The following is a 21871-nucleotide window of genomic DNA, read 5'->3' as shown; positions in this document are numbered from 1 at the left end:
ACTCAAAAGTTTTGGGACGAATGTACCCGGAAGTGTGACAGCGTGATGAAGACATCACGAAAGCGATCGCCTCGACGACCAAGCGGTGGCGGCTCGCCTTGAAACGACCAAGGCCAGGGATCGGTATCTCTGGCCTCGATCGAATTTCAGAAAGGAGGAGCGGCCGGGCCGCTCCATCCGGGCTTTAAGCTTCTGCTTCTGCTTCGCCTTCGAGCGCCGGCTCGATCGGAGCTTCTGCAGAGGCACCGATGTCGCGGCCCGAAGCGCCCTGCTGGCGAGCGATGCCGTCGATGGCAGCGCGGGCGATCAGGTCGGTGTAGAGAGCGATGGCGCGCGAGGCGTCGTCATTGCCCGGGATCGGGTAGTCGATGAGGTCCGGATCGCAGTTCGAATCGATGATAGCAACGACCGGGATGCCCAGGCGCTTGGCTTCGTCGATAGCGATCTTTTCCTTGTTGGTGTCGATGATGAACATCAGGTCCGGAGTGCCGCCCATGTCGCGGATACCGCCGAGAGCCTTGTCCAGCTTTTCGCGTTCGCGCTCGAGGTTCAGGCGTTCCTTCTTGGAATAGCCGGACTGTTCCGAATTCAGGATCTCATCGAGCTTGCGCAGGCGCTGGATCGAATTCGAAATGGTCTTCCAGTTGGTCATCATGCCGCCGAGCCAGCGGGAGTTGACGTAATACTGGGCCGAACGCTTGGCCGAGTCGGCAATCAGTTCAGACGCCTGGCGCTTGGTGCCGACGAACAGAACGCGGCCGCCGCGGGCGACGGTGTCGGACACGACCTGAAGGGCGCGCGACAGCATCGGGACGGTCTGGGCCAGGTCGATGATGTGGATGTTGTTACGGTCGCCGAAGATATACGGCTTCATCTTCGGGTTCCAGCGATGAGTCTGGTGGCCGAAGTGAACGCCTGCTTCGAGAAGCTGGCGCATAGAGAAATCGGGCAATGCCATGCCTTGTTATCCTTTTCCGGTTGAACCTCCGCAAGGCGAACAGCACCCTCTTCGAGAATGCCACCGGGCGGAACAGTCCGGATTTCTCCCGGACAATCCCATGCCTTACGTGTGGAATGCGGCTGGCCATACATTCGATTTGCCGCAAAAGCAAGTGCTTTTGCCGGAAATTGCCTCAGCGGGCCAGCCAGTGACCGCAATTGACAGAGGACGGCTATTTCGTCGGCGCGGGGCACGGATCCTGCGGCTTCAGGAGCTCCAGCTTGACCAGGCTGCCGGACAGCACGAAGTCGCCGTAATCCATGGTGAGATCACGGGTGATGCCGTTTTCGTAGAGCTTGAACGACATATTGTAGACCGGGGTGGGATCGCCGGCGGCATTTTCGTTGAAATAGGCGATCGTCACCGGCCAATAGGCCGTCTTTGCGAACTCGCCCGCCTTGTCGGCATCCACATCGTCCTTCTGCACCGTCTGCGACTTGCCGATCACCGTCGTCGTCAGGAGCGCCTGGTCGCCGTTTTCCGAACCGTCGAAGACCCGCGCCTCGAAGAAGTTCTTACCCTGCTTGGCATTCGCGATGACGTCTAGCATATGGCTGGTCGGGAAATCGCTCGCCGGCAGGTCGATCTCGCGGCCGTCGGGCTGGGTAATTGCCACCTTGACGCCCTTGTCGGCGATCGACGCATCGCCGGTCAGCTGCTTGTCGAGCTGCTCGTCGGTGAAGGACTTGGTCTCGAAATGGAACTGGTTTGCGGCCATGTCCTCGAAGGTCGTGGTCTGCTGGTCGCTGAGGCGCGTCTCCTCGCCCGTGTCGATCTTGGTGACCAGCCGGAAATTGGTGGAAAAACCGGTGCAGGCCGAGCCGGTGAACTCATAGACCATGCGGCCGAACATGCCTTCGATGCCCGAACGTTCAGAGGCATTCTTGAGCTTCAGGTCGTAAATGGCGCGATGCGGGACGAGCAGCCGGGCGGCACCGTCGGTCGTCGCGTCCGCGGAGGTGGCAGCCGCAAGGCTCAGACCGCCGGCAAGGATCACCCCGAGGCTCATTCGCAACATTCACATTCTCCTGTTGGACTCAGTCGGGGATGTTATAAGAACGCCATCTGACCAAGCTAAGGCCTTGATGCAGGATTTTTGAAGAATTTACAACAAAACGGGAGTCGAAAATGACCGAAGCCATCGAAGGCCGCCTGAAGGAACTGGGGATCGAACTCCCCGTCGCGGCCGCACCCGCCGCCAATTACGTGCCCTACGTGATTACCGGCAACCTGCTGTTCATCTCCGGCCAGCTGCCGAATGAAAACGGCAAGGTGGCCGTCACCGGCCTTGTCGGCGCGGGTGTCGACGTGCCGGCAGCGAGCCGTGCGGCCGAACTCTGCGCCATCAATATCCTCGCCCAGGCGAAAGCGGCATTGGGCGGCGATCTCGGCCGGATCAAGCGGGTGGTCAAGCTTTCGAGCTTCGTCGCCTCGGCGCCCGGCTTCTTCGAACAGCATATCGTCACCAACGGCGCATCGAACCTGATCGCCAACGTTCTCGGCGACGCGGGCAAGCATGCGCGGGCTGCCGTCGGCATGGCGGCGCTGCCGTTCAACGCCTCCGTCGAAATCGAAGCCATTATCGAGATCGAAGCATGACCGACGCCACCTGGATCAAGGACCTTCCGGTCGCCCATCGCGGTTATCACGATATGAACCACCAAGTCTGGGAAAACACCCTGTCGGCGTTTTCCCGCGCTGTCGAGGCCGGCTTTGCGATCGAATGCGACGTGCAGCTTGCCGCCGACAGCGTGCCGGTGATCTTCCACGATCACGATCTCGAACGGCTCTGCGGCATCAAGGGCGATATCCGTGAAAAGACCTCAGTCGAACTCGGCATGCTTTCGGTCGGGGCGACCAAGGACAAGGTGCCGACGCTGAAGCAGATGCTTGCCCTCGTCGCCGGCAAGGTGCCTCTGGTGATCGAGGTCAAGGGACGCAAAGGCGACGGCGACGACGACGGGTTCGCCGAGGCGGTGCTCGAGGTCCTCGAAGGTTATCAGGGCAAGGTGGCGCTGATGAGCTTCGACTACCACATCCTGCGCGACCTAAAAAATGCCGGTTCGCCCTACCCACTCGGCCTCACCGCCATGGGCGACAAGCCGGAGGAATTCTTCGAGCACGACGAGGCCATGCAGCTCGGCCTCGACTTCATTTCCTACCACTACCCCCACCTGCCGAACACGTTCATCACAGCCCAGAGGGCGACCGGAATTCCGGTCATTACCTGGACCGTAAGGGATGCAAACGGCCGCGAACATACCTATAAATATGCTGACCAGATGACCTTCGAAGGTTTTGATCCGCGGGAGGTTTCCTCCCCCTCCCTGTAAAGCAGAGTATGACCGGCAATCTCACCATCCGCATCGAAAAATCCTTCTGCGCGATCAGCCCGCCAAGCTGGTCGCGCCTTTCGGGCACGTCCAAGTCCTCCTTTTCGGAAACGCCCTACAATCCGTTCCTGTCGCATGCCTTTCTCTCGGCGCTGGAGGAATCGGGCTCCGCTACCGCCAAGACCGGCTGGCTCGGCCATCATCTTCTCCTCGAAGACGACAAGGGCACGCTGATCGGCGCGGTTCCTGGTTATCTGAAAAGCCATAGCCAGGGCGAATACGTCTTCGACCACGGCTGGGCCGACGCGTTCGAGCGCGCCGGCGGGCGTTATTATCCGAAACTGCAGTGCACCGTGCCGTTCACGCCGGCGAGCGGGCCGCGCCTGCTCGTCTGCGAAGGTTACGACCGGGATTCGACCGAACTGACGCTGGCGGCCGGTCTCCAGGAGGTGACACGCCAGCTCGGCATCTCTTCCGCACATGTGACCTTCGTCGCGGAAGACCAGGTCGCTGCTTTCGAAGAGGCGGACTACCTGCACCGCACCGACAAGCAGTTCCATTTCATCAACGAAGGCTACGAGAACCACGACGCCTTCCTCGAAACGCTCGCGTCGCGCAAACGCAAAGCCCTGAAGAAGGAACGGCGCTCGGCCCTGGAAAACGGTATTTCGATCGACTGGCTGACCGGCAAGGACCTCACCGAGGACATCTGGGACCAGTTCTTCGAATTCTACATGGACACCGGCGGTCGCAAATGGGGCCGGCCTTACCTGACGCGAAAATTCTATTCGCTGATCGGCGAGCGTATGCCCGAGGACATCCTGCTGGTGATGGCCAAACGCGAGGGAAAATACGTCGCCGGCGCGATCAATTTCATCGGCGGGGACGCGCTCTACGGCCGCCACTGGGGTTGTGTCGAGGACCATCCCTTCCTGCATTTCGAGGTCTGTTACCACCAGGCGATCGATTTCGCGCTCGCCAAGGGCCTGAAGCGCGTCGAAGCGGGCGCGCAAGGGGAACACAAGCTGGCGCGCGGTTACCTGCCTGTCACCACCCATTCGATGCACTATATCGCCCATGCGGGGCTGAGGCGCGCGATCGCCGACTATCTGGAACACGAGCGCGAAGACGTGGAGCAGATGACGGAATATCTTGCCGAGCACAGCCCGTTCCGCAAGGGCGAGCGCCAGCAAGAACAGGATTAGGGGCCGGAAAGATCGGGCCGGCAAAACAAGGAGAGGACATCGCAATGAGCGGCCAGGCTTACGACAGCAACAATATCTTCGGAAAAATCCTGCGCGGCGAGATCCCGTGCCACCGCGTCTACGAGGATGACGACACCCTTGCCTTCATGGATGTCATGCCGCAGTCGCCCGGTCACCTGCTGGTGCTCCCGAAAGCTCCATCGCGCAACATTCTCGATGCCGATCCTGCCGTGCTTTCGAAGGTCATCCCGGTGGTGCAGAAGCTCGCCAGAGCTGCCAAGGAGGCTTTCGAGGCGGACGGCATCACGGTCATCCAGTTCAACGAACCGGCCGCCGGACAGACTGTCTACCACCTGCATTTCCACGTCGTCCCGCGCTACGAGGGACAGCCGTTGAAACCCCATTCGGGCCAGATGGAGAATAACGACGTACTCGCGGCGAATGCCGAGAAGATCATCGGCGAATTGGGCAATTAAGCTTCAGAAACCAACCCACCAGAGACCAGCGACAAGCAGCGTCATCGGCACCGCAACGCCGATCCAGACCTTGCGACCGGTCGCCAGGAAGATGGCGAAACCGATGCCGGCCGCCGCCAGCCGCAGCCAGAGCGGCGAACCGGCGAGCGTGCCGTTCGGGAAAACGATCAGTTTTGCGGTGACGGCCATGACCAGCGCGGTCGCCACCGCCCTCACCCAATAAAGCGCTTCGGAGTCTTCGTTCAGCCGGTTGCCGGTAAAAACCCCGAGCCACCGCCAGATATCGGTCGCCAGGAAACCGGCGACTGCGATGACGATGAAGGTCCAGTATTCGGCAATCATCGCCTGGTCTCCTGCCCGGCACGCTTTTTCTTGCGGCGTGCCCTGTCGATCAGATAGGCGGCCGTGCCGCCGCCAAGGCCAGCGCACAGCACGTCGAATTGCGGGGTCACCAGCGCCAGCGTCGGGCCGAGGATCACCCCCATGACGAAAGCTATCTGCACCACCGGCTGGCGCGCGCTCGCCCAGATGGAGGCGTTGAAATAGACGGGCGTCAGGAAGAAGAGTACGCCCGCGACGGCCGGCGGAAAGGCCGAAACGATATCGTAGAAGACCGCGACGACCAGTGTGCCGGTCAACGTCAGCGTCACGCCGAAACCGGCGAAATAGATCGCCCGGTGCTCGCGCGGCACGTTGCGAAGCGTGGTGATCGCGAAGACCCAGGACGTGATGGCGATGAAATGCGACAGGATCAGCAGCAGCCAGATCGGCGTGCGCCTTGTTCGCATCTCCGGGACGACCGAGGCGACCATCGGCGTCATGCGGATCGAGGAGAGCGTCACCGCGAGAAAGCAGGCGGCAATATTGGCGCCGCTCGCCATTGTCCCGATCAGGATGACCTGCGCCGGCAGCGCCCAGATCGCCAGCGACATGAACACCGCCTCGCCACGCGTCAGGCCCGATTCCAGCGCAAAGGCGCTGAAGCCGACGATCGAGGTTAGAAGAATGAGGGCCGGAAGCGAAAGCAGGCCCCGCATGCCGGTAAAAAACCAGGATAGGGCGCTGCGATCGTCACTGTCTGGAGACATAAGTATTCCGGCGGGTATGGGAAACGGTCAGTCATGAAAACAGCGATGCCGGGACAAGCCCGGCATCGCCAAAATTCCATCCGAAGGAGTTATTTGCTCTTCGGCACGCGCGGCACCGTGGTGCCCTTGCGGGGCGGCGTCTTGGGCGCGTCATCCGAGGCGATCACGTCCGCATCGACCATGGCGCGAGCCCTGGCCGGGCCGCCGTCCTTGTCCTTCTGCGCCGACTTCTTCGGCGCCTTGGCCTTGACGACCTTGGTTTCGGCTTCCTCGGCGGCCTCTTCCACCTCGGCCTCCGGCTTCGGCTTCACAGGGGTCGCCTCGGAGATCGAGTCGAGGATGAGCTTGTCCTTGCCATCCTCGCCCTTGCCCACAGTGACGCGGACCACACCACCCTTACGCAGCTTGCCGAACAGGATCTCGTTGGCGAGCGGCTTCTTGATGTATTCCTGGATGACGCGTGAGAGCGGGCGGGCACCCATCTTCTCGTCGTAACCCTTTTCCGCCAGCCAGGCGATTGCATCCTGATGCAGGTCGAAGGTGACGTTGCGTTCCGAGAGCTGCGTCTCGAGCTGCATGACGAACTTCTGAACGACCTGATGGATGACCTCGGTCGGCAGCGGTGCGAACTGGATGATCGCATCGAGGCGGTTGCGGAATTCCGGTGTGAACAGGCGGTTGATCGCCTCTTCGTCCTCGCCGGTGCGCTTGGACGAACCGAAGCCGATGGCGGCCTTGGCCATTTCCGACGCGCCCGCATTGGTCGTCATGATCAGGATGACGTTGCGGAAATCGATCTTCTTGCCGTTGTGGTCGGTCAATGAACCATGGTCCATGACCTGCAGCAGGATATTGTAGATATCCGGATGCGCCTTCTCGATTTCGTCGAGCAGGACCACTGAGTGCGGATGCTGGTCGACGCCATCGGTCAGGAGACCGCCCTGGTCGAAGCCGACATAACCGGGAGGTGCGCCGAGCAGCCGCGAGACCGTGTGGCGCTCCATATATTCCGACATGTCGAACCGCAGCATCTCGACGCCGAGCGAGGCGGCAAGCTGTTTGGCGACCTCCGTCTTGCCGACGCCAGTCGGGCCGGAAAAGACGTAGGAGCCAATCGGCTTGTTCGGCTCGCGCAGGCCCGCACGGGCAAGCTTGATCGCGGTCGACAGGGCTTCGATCGCCGCATCCTGGCCATAGACAACCGAACGCAGCTCTTTTTCGAGGTTGGCGAGAACCATCTCGTCATCCTTGGAGACGGTCTTTGCCGGGATCCGCGCCATCGTGGCGATCGTCACCTCGATTTCCTTCTCGGTGATCAGCTTGCGGCGCTTGGAAGCGGGCAAGAGCATCTGGGCCGCGCCGGTCTCGTCGATCACGTCGATCGCCTTGTCCGGAAGCTTGCGGTCGGAAATGTAGCGCGCCGAAAGCTCGACAGCCGCCTTGATCGCGTCGTTGGTGTAACGCAGCTTGTGGTATTCCTCGAAATAGGGCTTCAGGCCCTTCATGATTTCGATCGCATCGTCGATCGACGGTTCATTGACGTCGATCTTCTGGAAGCGGCGAACCAGAGCCCGGTCCTTTTCGAAGAACTGGCGGTATTCCTTATAGGTGGTCGAACCGATGCAGCGGATCGCGCCCGAAGACAGCGCCGGCTTCAACAGGTTCGAGGCATCCATCGCGCCGCCGGAAGTGGCACCGGCGCCGATGACGGTGTGGATCTCGTCGATGAACAGGACCGCGCCCGGATACTCTTCAAGTTCCTTGACGACCTGCTTCAGCCGTTCTTCGAAGTCGCCGCGATAACGGGTGCCGGCGAGCAGCGTACCCATGTCAAGCGAGAAGATGGTGGCGTCGGCGAGAGCCTCCGGCACCTTGCCTTCGATGATTCGCTTGGCGAGGCCTTCGGCGATAGCCGTCTTGCCGACGCCCGGATCACCCACGTAGAGCGGGTTATTCTTGGAACGCCGGCACAGGACCTGGATCGTCCGGTTGACTTCGGCATGGCGGCCGATCAGCGGGTCGATGCGGCCGTCGCGGGCCTTTTCGTTCAGGTTGACGCAATAGGCCTTGAGGGCATCCTGCGGTTTCTTGGCCGAACCTTCCTCCTGATCGCGGGCGGAGGGCTTGGCTTCCGACTCGCTGTCCTCGGCGCCGCGTGGCGTGCGGGTCTGGGAGGTGCCAGCACGCTTGCCGATGCCGTGAGAAATATAGTTGACCGCGTCATAGCGGGTCATTTCCTGCTCCTGCAGGAAGAAGGCCGCATGGCTTTCCCGTTCCGCGAAGATCGCGACGAGAACGTTGGCGCCGGTCACTTCCTCGCGGCCGGAGGACTGGACGTGGATGACGGCGCGCTGGATGACGCGCTGGAAGCCGGAGGTCGGCTTGGAATCCTCGTCATAACCGGTGATCAGGTTGGCAAGTTCATTATCGACATAGTCGGCGACGGTCTTGCGCAGGGTTTCCAAATTGACGTTACAAGCGCCCATGACCGCGGCTGCATCGGCATCGTCGATCAACGCCAAAAGCAGGTGCTCGAGCGTGGCATATTCGTGATGCCGCTCGTTGGCAAAGGTCAGTGCCTGATGCAGCGCCTTTTCTAGACTAGGCGAAAATGTTGGCACGTCGGGTTCCTCACTTCTTTTCCATGACACATTGCAGCGGATGCTGGTGTTGCCGGGCGAAGTCCATGACCTGGGACACTTTGGTTTCCGCTACTTCGTATGTAAATATTCCGCATTCCCCCACGCCGTGATTGTGGACGTGGAGCATGATACGCGTCGCTGCCTCCCTGTCCTTCTGAAAGAAACGTTCCAGAATGTGGATGACGAACTCCATCGGCGTATAATCGTCATTCAGCAGCAGTACGCGGTAGAGATTTGGCTTCTTTGTTTTCGGCTTCGTACGAGTGATGACCGAGGTACCGCGATTTGCGTTGTCTCCGTCGCCACCCTTTTCAGCTTGCATCAAGATCGGCAGTGCGATCATCTTCATTCATTCCCCAGTCATCCGGCGGGTTCGTCCGAATGGCCGAACGGCCGGACTTTAGTCTTCCTAACTTAGTTCATTGAACGCGGATTTTAAGCCCCCTTTGCGGCCACGCAATCACTATTCCGCTAAAGAGATGATGGAACATGCCGAAAGTCGGATATTTCCGCATTGGCATGAATCAAAAAGGCCGGCAGCGCTGAACGCCGCCGGCCTTCTATGATGAAAGCGTCGTTTGAAGGGGCCGCTATGCGCGTTACGCGGCGTTTGCGGTCACCACGGCGGTCGACTTGGCGACCGGCGCCTCGTAGGGCTTGTAGGCCGTCTTTGCGAGATCGGCATACATGTCGGTGATCTTGGTCGACTCGGCAATGAAGCTTTCATAAGCCGATTTCACGTATTTGGTCTGGAGCTCGAAGGCCGCCTCGACGCTGCGGGTGGAGGCAAGCTCTTCCATGAAACCCGTCATATCCTGGAAGGACTTCTTGGAATAATCGGTCGCTTCGGTAGCGATCGCCTGATAACCCTTGGCGATCTCGGAATAGCTCTTCAGCATTCCGTCCATCGCTTCCTTGCTCTTCTTGTTGGCCTCATCGAAATTGAACATCGCCTGTCCCTTTGTTCTATTCGTATTTGCTGATTGAAAGCGGCCTACGGATAAAAGTCAAGGCTGATTTGTGCGGCGCAAAATCACCTTTGGTTGCAATCGGCTCTATGCAAATGCATAGACAGAGTCAGGTTTCTGATTTTGCGAAGATATATCAGCAAATCACAACCACCGCGCAAAACGTCGCAGCTATTTTCTTTCCGGTCGGTCGCTCCACACGAATCAAAGAAAAGCGACACCGCTAAAATCATCCTGCTCAAATCGACTGCTTGTCCGTTTGCAGCTGTTCAAGGACGAAAAGTTTCAGCAACAAAAAATATGTCCTGGCCGTCCCTCCGCCCAACGCCCCGGTTTGCGTAATCCACCGGTAATCCTCGCAAGCAGAATGACACCCATCCTTCGGGACATGTCTCGAAGGGTTCGCGGGAGCCTTCTTTCACGCGCCCATGTTCACTTCACGCCGCGCTGAAGGGCGCCGCGCTTTGTTTGGAGTCATAGATGCCTTCGATGAGAACACGTTTCGGCTTGTCAGCCGCTTTCGCCATGTTGCTTTCCCAAGCTGCCATGGCAGCCGATCTGGACAATTCCTACGTCCAGGCGCCCTACGGCCAACCAGCCACGTACGATTGGACCGGCGCTTATGTCGGCGGACATGCCGGTGTTGCCTCCAGCCATCTCAATCCTTTTTCCGATGGCAGGGGCCTCGCCGCCGGGGCACAGGCCGGATACAATCTCCAGTTCAATTCCGCCGTGCTGGGTGCAGAAGTCGAGGGCGCCTATTCGGGCGGCGCCGATCAGAATGTGCACGGAGGCAAACTTGAAGAGCAGTGGCGGCTGGCCGCCAAAGCCAAGGTCGGGGTGGGCCTCGACAAGACGCTCCTTTACGGCACTGCCGGTTATGCGATGACCAAATTCGACAACGGCAACAACATTCGGCGCGGCCCGGGCTGGGAAGGTGGCTATTTGGTCGGCGGTGGCGTCGAGCAGGCTTTCGGAAACGGCCTTTCTGCAAAGGTCGAGTACAATTACATCGTGACCCCGGACGTCAAGACGACCACAGATGCCGGTACCACACGTGCGGATATCAACAGCCACGTGATCAAGGCAGGCATAAACCTGCGCTTCTAAGGCATGTCACTCAGGGTAGCGCGTGCCTTAGCGCATAATTCCTCGAAACGGAATCGTGTTAGCGACCGCATCATGCCGCCATTCAAAGTGCTGCAGCGTCTCTTGCGGCGGAAGCCGCATGAGCCGTTTTCGGAATCAGATTTCAGGCCAAGCCGGCCTAAAATCATCCGGATCTGAGGGCTTGGGAACAAGTTTGGATTATTGCAGCACGCAGCAGGTTATATCTGAGACCACCCGCCCTTCGGCTGAATGGCATTTCTCGCGCACCACCTGAAGCCCTGCAGCGCCGCTCGTCTTTTCGAGAGGCGCTGCAGGGCTTTGATTTTCATAATTCCATGAAATCCGCCGCGGCGATCTTCGGCTGCGGTAGGTCGGTCACTCACATTCGAGTTGCGGCCTACGGAAATTCGTGACGAACCATTGCGTCCCGGAGGCCCGCGCGTAGAAGGTGTAGAAGCATTCGGTCTCCTTGACGTAGCCTGGCGACTGGGAGACCTCATAACGTTCGCCATGACGTGTTTGGCGAACTTCGCCACTGGTGGTGCCCGCCACCGCTTCCGTGTTGACGCGCCGCCATTGATAGGCCCTTTGACCGGCACCGATTTCAACGACGTTGTCGGGTGGCCCGTAGTCCAGTATCACCGCCTCCAGCGGCCCTCCGACATAGTTTTTCATGATCTGCGATGCACAGCTTACCAGCAGCGCAACGGCTGCGAGAGCAAAGAACGACTGCGTTCGACGTATTTTCCATAGTAATTTCTTGTGCATAGCGGCGGCTCCAGTTGGCTCTACCGCTCGCTACGTGGCGAAGATTGCGAGTGCATTACCGATGTCGAAGGCCTCTGCGAATGACGGCTACCGACCGCAGGCAAGCTAGTCCCACCCTCAAAGGGAGTTGCTATCGGTCGGGGCCCGGCTGCCGTCCAACCCACCGATCTCAAGGCGCACCCGAAACCCGCTGTCGGTATCGGCAAACAGCAACCGCCCGAAATGAAGCTCCGCCGCCTTGCGCGCCAGATTGAGCCCCAAGCCTGCGCCGGACGAGTGCGTATTCAGCCGGTAGAACGGCTCCAACACGCGGCCACGTTCCGCTGGAGGGATGCCGGGCCCCTCATCACAGACGTCGATGAAGCCTTGCGCATCGACCGAGACCGCGATCGCGCCCTTGTACCCGGAATGATCGACTGCATTGCGGATCAGGTTGGTCACCGCAAGCTCTATCGTCGAGGGATAGATCATGAAGGGTGCCTCGGCAGGAGCCGGCTCGAAGAGGAAATCGTAGCCGGCATCGATGATTCCAGGTGCGAGATCGGCAGCGATCCGTCCGACCAGCTGGTTCAAGTCGACCATCTGTGCAGCCTGAGAACCAGCGCCGATAGCCTGGATGTCGAGCAGCTGGTGCGCGACCCTGGAAAGACGATCGATATCCTGCAGCAGTTGCCGACTGTCCGCACTTTCCGGCAAAAGGTCTGCCCGCGTTCGCACGATCGCGATCGGCGTGCGCAGTTCGTGTGCGGCATCGGCCAGAAAGCGGCTATGCTGCTTGTAGCCGCGATCAAGCTTGGAAAGTGTGTGATTGAAGGCATCGACAAGCGGAACGATCTCGCTTGGGACTTTCGAAACCTTGAGGCGGGCTGATCGTGTTTCGAATTCGATCGCCTTTGCCTGGTTGGCTGTCTCGACCAGACCGGTCAACGACCGTCCGATCGAATAAGGTGTGACGATCAGCGTTGCCGCGCCGGTCACGAGCAGGATCGGAACCACCAGAATGGCCAGAATAACGCCGGTCGCCGGTACCACAGTCAGCCAGAACGTTTCCGCGCCGCCGCCGCCCTCGGGAACATCGATGTCGAGACTGATCCAGATATTGACATCCTGGTTTTTCGCACCGATGCGGTCTGTCGATGCCACGAACTGAAGCCGACCGATCGGCGTGTCGCGATTGCCGACCGCCACGTGCGCACTCGGGCCGCCCTTCAATGTTGCCCCTTCGATTGACATCGGGAAAACTTCGGTCAGCAGCTCTTTCGGAAAGACGCCCCGCCGGTAGAGATTGTTCCTGTCATCCCTGATGATGAACCACAGATCAGGATACCGACGTGTCAATTCGCCAAGCTCCGGCGCGTCAGCCATATCGAGCCTGCCGTCGGCTTGGCGTACCACGTGTTTTGCGAGTACGCGGATGACCGATTCATTGGTGTCTTCGAGTTCAGGATCGATGATCCAGACCCATCCGGCGAGCAAGGCGAAGAAGAACACCAAGAGGCATGCCTGAAGACCGATCAGGCGCCGGGTCAGTACCCATTTGAGCGAGCGGCCAGTGCGCGGTCTCATGTGCTGACCCGCAGCAGATATCCGATATTACGGACCGCACGGATTTCCACCGACGCTCCGGCAATGCCGAGTTTGCGCCGGATTCGCGAGACATGCGCGTCCAGGGCATTGGACTCGATCTGGTCGTCGATCGTATAGACGGCGTCCACCAGCATCGATCGTGTGACGATGCGGTTCGCGCGCCGGATCAACGCCTCGACGACCAGGTACTCTCGCCGCGCCAGATCGATGAAACCTCCGGCAACGGCAACTTCGTTGCTGCGTGGATCGACCGTCAGATTGCCGAGGGAAAATCGCTCGGCGGAAACCGTCGGCGAGCGCCTCTGCAGCGCGCGCAATCGCGCCAGCAGCTCTTCGATCGCAAAAGGTTTGCCGAGATAGTCGTCGGCCCCGCCATCGAGCCCTTCGACGCGGTGATCGACACCAGCAAGTGCCGTCAGCATCAGGACCGGGGTGGTATTTTTTTGGAAGCGAAGCACGGGGATGAGATCGAGGCCTTCGCCATCCGGCAGCCGGCGATCCAATACGAGCACGTCGTAAGTCCCGATCCGAGCCATCAGTTCTGCATCGGCAAGCGTGCTCACATGGTCGACGATGATGTCACGGCGTCCAAGTGCGGTGATCAATGCCGCCGCCATTTCCGGCTCATCTTCAAGCAATAATATGCGCAATGTAGGTCTCCGGATCCTCTGCCGCGGCGGCGCTCATCCAGTGATATGGCGAAAATTGCCCGAACATTACGAAGTCAGGCGAGCCTGCAGAATCGCTAGAATTTTGAGAAGCAGCGTCCGATCAGAGCGCGCTGAGCATGAGGTGCTTGTCCAGCGTGTATTTTTTGCGCAAGAAGGATTGTCGGGAATGCCGGCGACTGCGACTTTCCGGGCGATTTCGGTGCGCAGGCGATCACTTTCAGAGGCGGTATCGCCCCTGATGACCTGGCGGTAAGATTTTCGAAAAGGACATCGGCTTTCGGTGCATTGCCTTTGCGGCCGTCGGTGGGTGTAACCCAACCCACGCAACACCATGTGAATCTAGGTGCTCAGGCCGCCGCAAGAGCGGCCAAGGACCTGATTTTGAGCCCTCTTTTTGCGCCGAAAGCGCAGGGAGATCGATTAGAGATCGACGTCGAGGATCGCCATCGAAAAGTTATAGGAGCGGTCGCCATCCTCGTCATCGATGTAGACGACGCCGAGAAACTCGTCACCGAGGTAAACTTCGGCCGAGTCGTCTTTGCGCGGACGCGCCTTGACGATCGCCTGCGGATTGATCACGCGCTTGAAATAGGCGTCGAGCTTCTTGATTTCGTCCGGTTTCACGTCTCTCTCCGTCAGCGGTTCTCGGTTGCGGCGCTTTTGGCATGGGACAAAGGCGAAAGTAAAGCCGCCAGAAATAGCCTTTGCCGCTCTTTCCCCGATGTTCAGTGGCTCACGATATTCCGTGAGCCGTCGATGTCGGGCGAGCGGCAAGGCGAACGCAGACGAATCAATCGTCAGCCCCGAGAATCTGGTCCATCAGGCGCGACGGTTCCGAACACCCGGCACTCCCAACCACCTTTGCCGGCACGCCGGCGACAGTCGACTTCGGCGGAACGGCCTTCAAGACCACCGAGCCCGCGGCAACGCGAGAGCACGACCCGACCTCGATATTGCCGAGAATCTTGGCGCCGGCACCGATGAGGACGCCGTTGGCAATCTTCGGATGGCGGTCGGCGCCTTCCTTGCCGGTGCCGCCGAGCGTCACGCCGTGCAGGATCGAGACGTTATCGCCGATCACGGCCGTCTCCCCGACCACCAGGCCGGTGGCGTGATCGAGGAAAATGCCCTTGCCGATGCGGGCTGCCGGGTTGATGTCCGTCTGGAAGACGCTGGAGGAGCGGCTCTGCAGATAGAGCGCAAAATCGCGGCGGCCGCGGTTGAACAGCCAATGCGCCAGCCGGTGGGTCTGGATCGCGTGGAAACCCTTGAAATAGAGCACCGGCTCCATGAACCGCAGGCAGGCAGGATCGCGGTCGTAGACGGCCTGGATATCGACACGCAGGATCGCGCCCCATTCCGGCCAGTCGGCCAACATTTCCATGAAGGTCTGGCGCAGGAGGACGTCCGGAATATCCGCGTGAGCGAGGCGCTCACAGATGCGGTGCACGACGCATTCCTCAAGCGAGCGATGGTTGAGCACGGCAGAATACAGAAATGCGGCGAGCAGCGGGTCCTGCTCGGTCGCTGCGCGCGCCTCCTGGCGCAACGTATCCCAGATGGGATCCATCGTCGCGACCGGCTCCTGGCGGATTTCAGTTCTCGCGGCCATCGCCGTCTCCTCGTTTGCCGTACGGCAGAGCTTCGTACGGCCAGTATATAGAATAAGTTTACGCCGAGACCAATGGGCGCAAAATCGCATTCCGTTGATCGTAAGAATGAAGAAACCTACGGCCTTGCGGAGAGTTCCGCATAAAAGTCCAGAACCGCCTTCTTGAACACCCGGTCGCCGACTGCGAGCATATGGTCGCGGCTGGGGATATCGAGGGAAATCGCATGCGGCATCAAAGCGGCGAGCTCCTGCGCGGAACCGGCGATGTCGTCCTTGGTTCCGACCCCGATCAGTGTCGGCGCGTCGATACGGCCCATGTCGGCGCGGGTTACCAAATCCCTCGAGCCGCGAATACAGGCGGCCAGGGCTTCCCTGTCGCTCTTCGTCTGATCGGCAAAGGCGCGGAACATGCGGCCGCGGGCATGGCTTACGTCATCGAGCGAGGGGGCGAGCAAGGCGTCTGCGATCGGGTCCCAATCCCCTACCCCGTCGGTCATGCCGATGCCGAGGCCTCCGAGGACCAGGGAACGTATCCGATGCGGATGCGCAAGTGCCGAAAAGACCGAGATGCGGGCGCCCATCGAATAACCGAAGACATGCGCTTCCGGGACCCTCAAGTGATCGAGGAGCGCCATCGCATCCTCCGCCATCACCCACGGCCGATAGGCTTCCGGATCGCGCGGTTTGTCGCTTGCTCCGTGCCCGCGATTGTCCATGGCGATTACCCGGTAACCCGCGTCGCCGAGCGTCTTCAGCCAGCCCGGATGCACCCAGTTGACCAGCGCGCTCGAGGCAAACCCATGGATGAGCAGCACCGGATCGCCCGACGGATCGCCTTCGTCGAAATAGGCAAGATCGAGACCCTCATGGGAAAACGTGGAAAAGGCAGGCGCGTTGAGATTCATCGAAGGCATTCCTCATTGACGCCGGGAACATAAGGGATGAGCCGCGGCGTTTGAACCCGTGCCCGGCACGAAATCGACGCGCCTGCGGCGGTTTTCCCACTACACAATCACCAAGCGGGCGGCTAATGTCCGGCGCAAATCAGACGCGCCGCATTCAAGTATCGGAGACCATCATGGCCGGACACAGCATTCCCCATTTCCAGAACGACGGCGGACATCGCTTGATCCAGATCGGCGTCAAGGAATTCATGTGCACCGGCGCTTCGGTTCCCTTCGACCATCCGCATATCTTCATCGACATGGGCGACGACAACGAGAAGGTCTGCTCCTATTGCTCGACCCTCTATCGCTACAATCCGTCGCTGAAGGCCGAACAGACCGACCCCCCGGGCTGCGTCTTCCACGTCAAGGCCGCCTGATCGGCATTCCGACATGCCCATTGAAAGAGTAGCGATCATCGGCGCCGGCATGGCCGGGCTGACGGCCGCGCTCGCCTTCGCCCGCCATGGTATAGCCTGTGACATTTTCGAGGAGGCGCCCGCCCTGATCGAGGTCGGGGCCGGCCTGCAGATATCGCCGAACGCTTCGCACGTACTCTCCGAACTCGGCGTTTTGCCCGCGCTCGAAGCCGTGTGGACCGAACCGGAGCGCATTGCGCTGGTTTCGGGGACGTCGCTCCGACCGCTTGCGCATGTGCCGACCGGGCATTTTGCCCGCGAGCGCTGGGGTGCGCCTTACGGCGTCCTGCACCGCGCCACGCTTCAACAGGCATTGCTTGCCGCGGTCGAACAGAACTCGCTCTGTAGCATCCACCTGGATACGCCTGTCCGCAAGGATCCGCACGGGACGCTGGCGGGAATCACCGGCAGAACCTATCCCCTGATCGTCGGCGCCGACGGCGTCTGGTCCAATCTGCGCGCCGACATACCGGACAGCCCGGAGCCCGATTTTTCACGCAATGTCGCCTGGCGCTTCACGATTCCCGGCAGCGCCAGACCCGATTGGCTGGAGGCGGGCCAGGTCACCGCCTTTCTCGGGCCCTCGACCCATGCGGTTGCCTACCCGCTCAAGGAGATCGACGGGTTCAACATCGTCGCCATCGCCTCCGGCATCAGCCCCGGCAAGACGTGGGATGCGCAAGCCGGCGATGCACAGCGGCGCATGCTGCTCGGCCAGTTCCATCGCTGGGACCGACGCATCGTTCAACTGATCGAAAGAGCCGAACAGCCGACCTTCTGGCCGCTTTACGAGGTGAGTGCCGGGCGCTGGCACAACGGTCGCGACATGGTGCTGATCGGCGATGCGGCGCATGCGATGATGCCGTTTGCGGCCCAGGGCGCATCGATGGCGATCGAGGACGCGTTCGTACTCGCAAACCGGATGACCGGTCCCCTGCCCCTTGCGCAAGCGCTCGCCGAGTTCGAGAGCGAGCGTACGGGGCGAATCGCCAAGGTTCGCGCCCGCGGCCTGTTCAACCGTTTCGCCTATCACGCGCGCGGCCCGATCCGGCTCGGTCGAGACATCGTCCTGTCGCTGCGTCCGCCGCAATCGCTTGCGGCGGATTTCGACTGGCTTTACGGCTTCAAGGCGCGGTGATCAGATCTCGGCCGCCGCCGCGAAGCCGATTTCCAGGTCCTTCTTGAGGTCGGCCACGTCTTCCAGGCCGATCTGCAGGCGAATGACCGGACCTTCCGGCGGCGCTTTGCGGATGGTGCGGTCCGACAGATTGACCGGCACGGCGAGGCTCTCGTAACCGCCCCAGGAATAACCGAGGCCAAAGAAGGAGAGCGCGTCCAGGAAAGCATGCGCCTTGGCTTTCGCCCTGTCGCCCTGCGCCTTCAGCACGAAGGAGAAGACGCCGCTGGCGCCCTTGAAATCGCGCTTCCAGATCGCGTGGCCCGGAAAGCTCGGCAGCGCAGGGTGCAGGACGCGCGCGACATCCTCGCGGCTCTCCAGCCATGTGGCAATATCGAGCGCGCTCTTTTGATGATGTTCGAGGCGCACACCCATGGTGCGCAGGCCGCGCAGGATCTGGTAGGAATCATCCGGTGCGCCGCAGATCCCGAGCGCAATGCGGGCTTCCTCGAGCTTGGGCCAGTGCTTGGCATTGGCCGAAACCGAACCCATGATGATGTCCGAGTGGCCCGACGGGTATTTCGTCGTCGCATGGATCGAAACGTCGACGCCGAAATCGAGCGGCCGGAAATAAAGCGGCGTTGCCCAGGTATTGTCCATGGTGACGACGCAATCGTGTCGGTGAGCCACGTCGGCGATCGCCCTGATATCCTGCATCTCCATGGTGTTGGAGCCCGGAGCTTCGGTATGGACCAGCCTGGTGTTCGGCTTGATCAGCGTTTCGATGCCGGCGCCGATTTCCGGATCGTAATACTCGATCGAGACGCCGAGGCGCTTCAGCATCGTATTGCAGAAATTACGGCACGGCGTGTAGACGGAATCGACGATCAGGGCGTGGTCGCCGGCCGAGAGATAGGCGAGAAACGGCACCGAAATCGCTGCCAGCCCCGAGGGAACAAGAATGGTGCCGGCCGAGCCCTCCAGCTCGTCAAAGGCCGCGCAGAGCGCATCTGTCGTCGGCGTGCTGCGGGTCCCGTAGGTATATTTCTGGGCCCGCTTCTCCATTGTCGCAGCGTCGGGAAACAACACGGTCGAAGCGTGAACGACCGGCGGATTGACAAAGCCGTGGTAGTCGGACGGATCGTTGCCCATATGGGCGAGACGCGTATTGGGGCCAGCGCCGGTGAACAGAGACTCGTTCGTCTTTTTCATGTCGGGGAGAGCTTTCTTTGGCAATGGAGACACAAAGTTTTGCCGCCGCAACAGGGCCCGGTCAACCCCGCGACAGGCGCTTAAATCAGTCACATCAGGCAACCTTCCATCTCACGGAAAACGCACCTCTTTTGATCATACGTTGCCTAAACTTTAGGTAACTGAGCGTTTTCTGAGCCGGGTTAACGAATTTACCTCATTTCAGACGCAATTCGAAATGGCGACACTTGACCCTGCGTTGTTTTGCGAATGAGATAGCAACGCCTGCACCGGGAGGGTTAGCGGGCGGCCGGCCGTATTCGAAAAGACAGGGGAGCGGTTGGTGCCATCAAGTCACAGAAAACCACAGATAAAGGTTGGGAAAATGAAAAAGACGCTTCTGTCAGCCGCGATTGGCGCAGCGGTCCTTGGCTTCGCATCGGCGGCATCGGCCGCCACGCTGGATACCGTCAAGTCCAAGGGTTTCGTTCAGTGCGTCGTCAACACCGGTCTCGCCGGCTTTGCCGCACCGGACGCATCGGGCAACTGGTCCGGTTTCGACGTTGACTACTGCAAAGCCGTTGCTGCTGCCATTTTTAATGACGCAACGAAGACCAAATACACCCCGACCACCTCGCAGACCCGCTTTACGGCGCTGCAGTCGGGCGAAGGCGACGTCCTGTTCCGCAACACGACCTGGACGATCAACCGCGATACCGCGCTCGGCTTCAACTTCCGTACCGTCAACTATTACGACGGTCAGGGCTTCATGGTACCGAAGAGCCTCAACGTGAAGTCGGCTCTGGAACTCTCCGGCGCTGCCGTTTGCGTTCAGTCCGGCACCACCACCGAGCTTAACCTCGCCGACTTTTTCAAGGCCAATAAGCTCGAATACAAGCCGGTCGTTTACGAAAAGCTGCCGGAAGTGAACCAGGCCTACCAGGAAGGCCGCTGCGACGTTTACACGACCGACCAGTCCGGCCTCTATTCGCTGCGCCTGTCGCTTTCGAACCCGGATGAGCACATCATTCTGCCGGAAATCATTTCCAAGGAGCCGCTTGGCCCGGCCGTTCGCCAGGGCGACGACCAGTGGTTCGACATCATTTCGTGGACGCATTACGCACTGGTGCAGGCTGAAGAATTCGGCATCACCAAGGCCAATGTTGATGACATCCGCAAGTCCTCCACCAACCCGGACGTCCGCCGCTTCCTCGGCGTCGAAAAGGATACCAAGATCGGTACCGACCTCGGCCTGACCAACGACTGGGCCTACAACATCATCAAGGCCGTCGGCAATTACGGCGAAGTGTTCGAGCGCAACATCGGCCAGAACACTCCCCTCAAGATCCAGCGCGGCCTGAACGCGCTCTGGACCAAGGGCGGCCTGCAATACGCTCCGCCGGTTCGTTAATCGGCCAAACCAAGACGGGATAAGGCGGCTCAGCCGCCTTATCCCCGGCATAAAAAGAAAAACGCATAAAAAGAAAAAGACCTCAAAAACGAGGTCACAGGGGAAAAGGCCAGCATGACAGATCACGCTGCAATTGCGCCTTCCGAAGCGCGAACTCTCAGATCCTATATCTACGATCCAAAGATCCGGGCTATTTTTTTCCAGATCCTCACGCTCGTCATCGTCGTCGGCGTCGGCTGGTCGATTTTCGACAATACCGTCGCCAACCTTGCGCGCTCCGGTACCGCTTCCGGATATCAGTTCCTCAAAGGCCGCGCCGGTTTCGATATCGGCGCTTCGCTTATCGACTATTCGAGCGATTCGACCTACGGGCGCGCCATCCTCGTCGGTTTTCTCAATACGATCTTGGTGGCGTTTTTCGGTATCATCACCGCCACGACCATCGGCTTCATCATCGGTATCGGGCGTCTTTCGAAGAACTGGCTGATCGCAAAGCTCTGCACCGTCTATGTGGAAGTCTTCCGCAACATTCCGGTGCTGCTGATCATCTTCTTCTGGTACAAGGGCGTGCTTTCGTCCCTGCCGCAGGTTCGGGACTCGGTCAAACTGCCGCTCGGCATGGTGCTCAACAACCGCGGGCTGGCCTTCCCGAGGCCCGTCTGGGGTGACGCCGCATGGGTCATCCCCATCGCGCTGCTGGTCGCTGTCGTTGCGACTTTCTTCGTCGCGCGCTGGGCAAAACAGCGGCAGATGCGCACCGGCAAGCAGTTCCACACGATCTGGACGGCGGTCGGGCTGATCGTCGGCCTGCCGGTCCTCGTCTTCCTTGCCGCCGGTGCTCCGCTGACCTTCGATTTCCCGATCGCGGGCCGCTTCAACCTCTCCGGTGGATCGGTGATCGCCCCGGAATTCGTGGCCCTCTATCTGGCCCTGTCCTTCTATACGGCCTCGTTCATCGCCGAGACGATCCGCGCCGGCATCCGGGCCGTGGCCAAAGGGCAGAGCGAAGCGGCCGCGGCACTCGGCTTGCAGCCCGCCACCACGACCCGCCTCGTCGTCGTACCGCAGGCAATGCGGGTGATCATCCCGCCGCTGACCAGCCAATATCTCAACCTTACGAAAAATTCGTCGCTCGGCATTGCCGTGGGCTTTCCGGAATTGGTCGCAACCGGCGGCACCACGATGAACCAGACCGGACAGGCGATCGAAGTCGTGTCGATCTGGCTCGCCGTCTATCTCAGCATCAGTATCACGACCTCGCTGTTCATGAACTGGTTCAACTCCAAAATGGCCCTGGTGGAGAGGTAAGATCATGAACACGAAAAATCT

At 60.2% G+C, this 21871-nt stretch carries 23 protein-coding genes and 1 pseudogene; 9 read left to right on the top strand and 15 right to left on the bottom strand.

The window, feature by feature from the left end; all coding sequences use genetic code 11:
- Positions 1 to 184: 184 nt before the first annotated feature.
- Together rpsB and ACZ9IU_RS10130 are read right to left on the bottom strand one after the other, a co-directional pair.
- Positions 185 to 958 (bottom strand): 30S ribosomal protein S2, encoded by a 774-nt coding sequence (gene rpsB, locus ACZ9IU_RS10135; RefSeq protein WP_007758342.1) that lies wholly within the window; start codon positions 956 to 958, stop codon positions 185 to 187.
- A gap of 214 nt (positions 959 to 1172) precedes the next feature.
- Positions 1173 to 2018: a cell envelope integrity EipB family protein gene (locus tag ACZ9IU_RS10130; RefSeq protein ID WP_038542596.1), complete on the bottom strand. Its 846-nt coding sequence runs from the start codon at positions 2016 to 2018 to the stop codon at positions 1173 to 1175.
- A 110-nt stretch (positions 2019 to 2128) separates the two neighbouring features.
- Between ACZ9IU_RS10130 and ACZ9IU_RS10125 the strand changes: the two genes are divergently transcribed.
- From ACZ9IU_RS10125 to ACZ9IU_RS10110, 4 genes are read left to right on the top strand one after another with little or no spacing between them, the layout of a single operon-like run.
- Positions 2129 to 2599 (top strand): RidA family protein, encoded by a 471-nt coding sequence (locus ACZ9IU_RS10125; protein ID WP_038542594.1) that lies wholly within the window; start codon positions 2129 to 2131, stop codon positions 2597 to 2599.
- Positions 2596 to 3333 (top strand): glycerophosphodiester phosphodiesterase family protein, encoded by a 738-nt coding sequence (locus tag ACZ9IU_RS10120; protein ID WP_038542591.1) that lies wholly within the window; start codon positions 2596 to 2598, stop codon positions 3331 to 3333. The genes ACZ9IU_RS10125 and ACZ9IU_RS10120 overlap by 4 nt, the downstream gene beginning before the upstream one ends.
- 8 nt (positions 3334 to 3341) lie before the next feature.
- A complete protein-coding gene (locus ACZ9IU_RS10115; RefSeq protein WP_038542589.1) occupies positions 3342 to 4538 on the top strand; it encodes a GNAT family N-acetyltransferase in 1197 nt (398 codons plus the stop codon).
- Between the two features lie 44 nt (positions 4539 to 4582).
- On the top strand, positions 4583 to 5014 hold the full coding sequence (locus ACZ9IU_RS10110; protein ID WP_038542587.1) for an HIT family protein: 432 nt from the start codon (positions 4583 to 4585) through the stop codon (positions 5012 to 5014).
- A 3-nt stretch (positions 5015 to 5017) separates the two neighbouring features.
- Here ACZ9IU_RS10110 and ACZ9IU_RS10105 read toward each other — a convergent pair whose 3' ends face one another.
- The 5 genes from ACZ9IU_RS10105 to ACZ9IU_RS10085 form a co-directional block, all read right to left on the bottom strand.
- Positions 5018 to 5356 carry an AzlD domain-containing protein gene (locus ACZ9IU_RS10105; RefSeq protein WP_038542585.1) on the bottom strand — a complete coding sequence of 113 codons (339 nt, stop codon included), beginning with the start codon at positions 5354 to 5356 and terminating at the stop codon, positions 5018 to 5020.
- Positions 5353 to 6102 carry an AzlC family ABC transporter permease gene (locus ACZ9IU_RS10100; protein ID WP_038542583.1) on the bottom strand — a complete coding sequence of 250 codons (750 nt, stop codon included), beginning with the start codon at positions 6100 to 6102 and terminating at the stop codon, positions 5353 to 5355. The genes ACZ9IU_RS10105 and ACZ9IU_RS10100 overlap by 4 nt, the downstream gene beginning before the upstream one ends.
- A gap of 89 nt (positions 6103 to 6191) precedes the next feature.
- Complete coding sequence (gene clpA / locus ACZ9IU_RS10095) at positions 6192 to 8723, bottom strand: ATP-dependent Clp protease ATP-binding subunit ClpA (protein ID WP_038542581.1); 2532 nt, start codon at positions 8721 to 8723, stop codon at positions 6192 to 6194.
- 10 nt (positions 8724 to 8733) lie between these two features.
- On the bottom strand, positions 8734 to 9087 hold the full coding sequence (gene clpS / locus ACZ9IU_RS10090; protein WP_007758328.1) for an ATP-dependent Clp protease adapter ClpS: 354 nt from the start codon (positions 9085 to 9087) through the stop codon (positions 8734 to 8736).
- A gap of 256 nt (positions 9088 to 9343) precedes the next feature.
- Positions 9344 to 9694, bottom strand: coding sequence for a phasin family protein (locus ACZ9IU_RS10085; RefSeq protein ID WP_038542579.1), 351 nt, complete (start codon positions 9692 to 9694; stop codon positions 9344 to 9346).
- 498 nt (positions 9695 to 10192) lie between these two features.
- Here ACZ9IU_RS10085 and ACZ9IU_RS10080 point away from each other — a divergent pair, with 498 nt between their 5' ends.
- On the top strand, positions 10193 to 10822 hold the full coding sequence (locus ACZ9IU_RS10080; protein WP_038542577.1) for an outer membrane protein: 630 nt from the start codon (positions 10193 to 10195) through the stop codon (positions 10820 to 10822).
- Positions 10823 to 11197: 375 nt separating this feature from the next.
- Here ACZ9IU_RS10080 and ACZ9IU_RS10075 read toward each other — a convergent pair whose 3' ends face one another.
- From ACZ9IU_RS10075 to ACZ9IU_RS10045, 7 genes and pseudogenes are all read right to left on the bottom strand, one after another.
- The gene (locus tag ACZ9IU_RS10075) at positions 11198 to 11590 is read right to left on the bottom strand and encodes a hypothetical protein (protein ID WP_038542575.1); all 393 of its coding nucleotides are present in this window, start codon (positions 11588 to 11590) and stop codon (positions 11198 to 11200) included.
- Between the two features lie 117 nt (positions 11591 to 11707).
- Positions 11708 to 13156, bottom strand: coding sequence for a sensor histidine kinase (locus ACZ9IU_RS10070; RefSeq protein WP_038542573.1), 1449 nt, complete (start codon positions 13154 to 13156; stop codon positions 11708 to 11710).
- Entirely contained in the window at positions 13153 to 13827 is a 675-nt protein-coding gene (locus tag ACZ9IU_RS10065) for a response regulator (protein WP_038542571.1), read from the bottom strand. The genes ACZ9IU_RS10070 and ACZ9IU_RS10065 overlap by 4 nt, the downstream gene beginning before the upstream one ends.
- 101 nt (positions 13828 to 13928) lie before the next feature.
- Positions 13929 to 14244, bottom strand: a pseudogene (locus tag ACZ9IU_RS10060) (transposase family protein); the annotation flags it as partial.
- A 24-nt stretch (positions 14245 to 14268) separates the two neighbouring features.
- Positions 14269 to 14472 carry a DUF3126 family protein gene (locus ACZ9IU_RS10055; RefSeq protein ID WP_038542569.1) on the bottom strand — a complete coding sequence of 68 codons (204 nt, stop codon included), beginning with the start codon at positions 14470 to 14472 and terminating at the stop codon, positions 14269 to 14271.
- Between the two features lie 166 nt (positions 14473 to 14638).
- A complete protein-coding gene (cysE, locus tag ACZ9IU_RS10050; RefSeq protein WP_038542567.1) occupies positions 14639 to 15460 on the bottom strand; it encodes a serine O-acetyltransferase in 822 nt (273 codons plus the stop codon).
- A gap of 116 nt (positions 15461 to 15576) precedes the next feature.
- Entirely contained in the window at positions 15577 to 16365 is a 789-nt protein-coding gene (locus ACZ9IU_RS10045; protein ID WP_038542565.1) for an alpha/beta fold hydrolase, read from the bottom strand.
- A gap of 173 nt (positions 16366 to 16538) precedes the next feature.
- Here ACZ9IU_RS10045 and ACZ9IU_RS10040 point away from each other — a divergent pair, with 173 nt between their 5' ends.
- Positions 16539 to 16784, top strand: coding sequence for a zinc-finger domain-containing protein (locus ACZ9IU_RS10040; protein WP_007758304.1), 246 nt, complete (start codon positions 16539 to 16541; stop codon positions 16782 to 16784).
- A 13-nt stretch (positions 16785 to 16797) separates the two neighbouring features.
- Entirely contained in the window at positions 16798 to 17961 is a 1164-nt protein-coding gene (locus tag ACZ9IU_RS10035; protein WP_038542563.1) for an FAD-dependent monooxygenase, read from the top strand.
- Here the strand turns inward: ACZ9IU_RS10035 and ACZ9IU_RS10030 are convergent, their stop codons facing one another.
- Complete coding sequence (locus ACZ9IU_RS10030) at positions 17962 to 19152, bottom strand: cystathionine beta-lyase (protein ID WP_038542561.1); 1191 nt, start codon at positions 19150 to 19152, stop codon at positions 17962 to 17964. It lies immediately after the preceding gene.
- A 364-nt stretch (positions 19153 to 19516) separates the two neighbouring features.
- On the opposite strand from ACZ9IU_RS10030, the gene ACZ9IU_RS10025 reads away from it, so the two are divergent.
- Together ACZ9IU_RS10025 and ACZ9IU_RS10020 are read left to right on the top strand one after the other, a co-directional pair.
- Positions 19517 to 20542, top strand: a complete 1026-nt coding sequence (locus ACZ9IU_RS10025) for an amino acid ABC transporter substrate-binding protein (RefSeq protein WP_038542559.1) — start codon at positions 19517 to 19519, stop codon at positions 20540 to 20542.
- A gap of 114 nt (positions 20543 to 20656) precedes the next feature.
- Positions 20657 to 21850: an amino acid ABC transporter permease gene (locus ACZ9IU_RS10020; RefSeq protein ID WP_038542557.1), complete on the top strand. Its 1194-nt coding sequence runs from the start codon at positions 20657 to 20659 to the stop codon at positions 21848 to 21850.
- The last annotated feature ends 21 nt before the right edge of the window (positions 21851 to 21871 follow it).

The organism is Mesorhizobium sp. USDA 4132 (assembly GCF_056279545.1).
The sequence above is the reverse complement of the archived record's forward strand: the minus strand, read 5'-3'. Positions and strand labels throughout refer to the sequence as shown.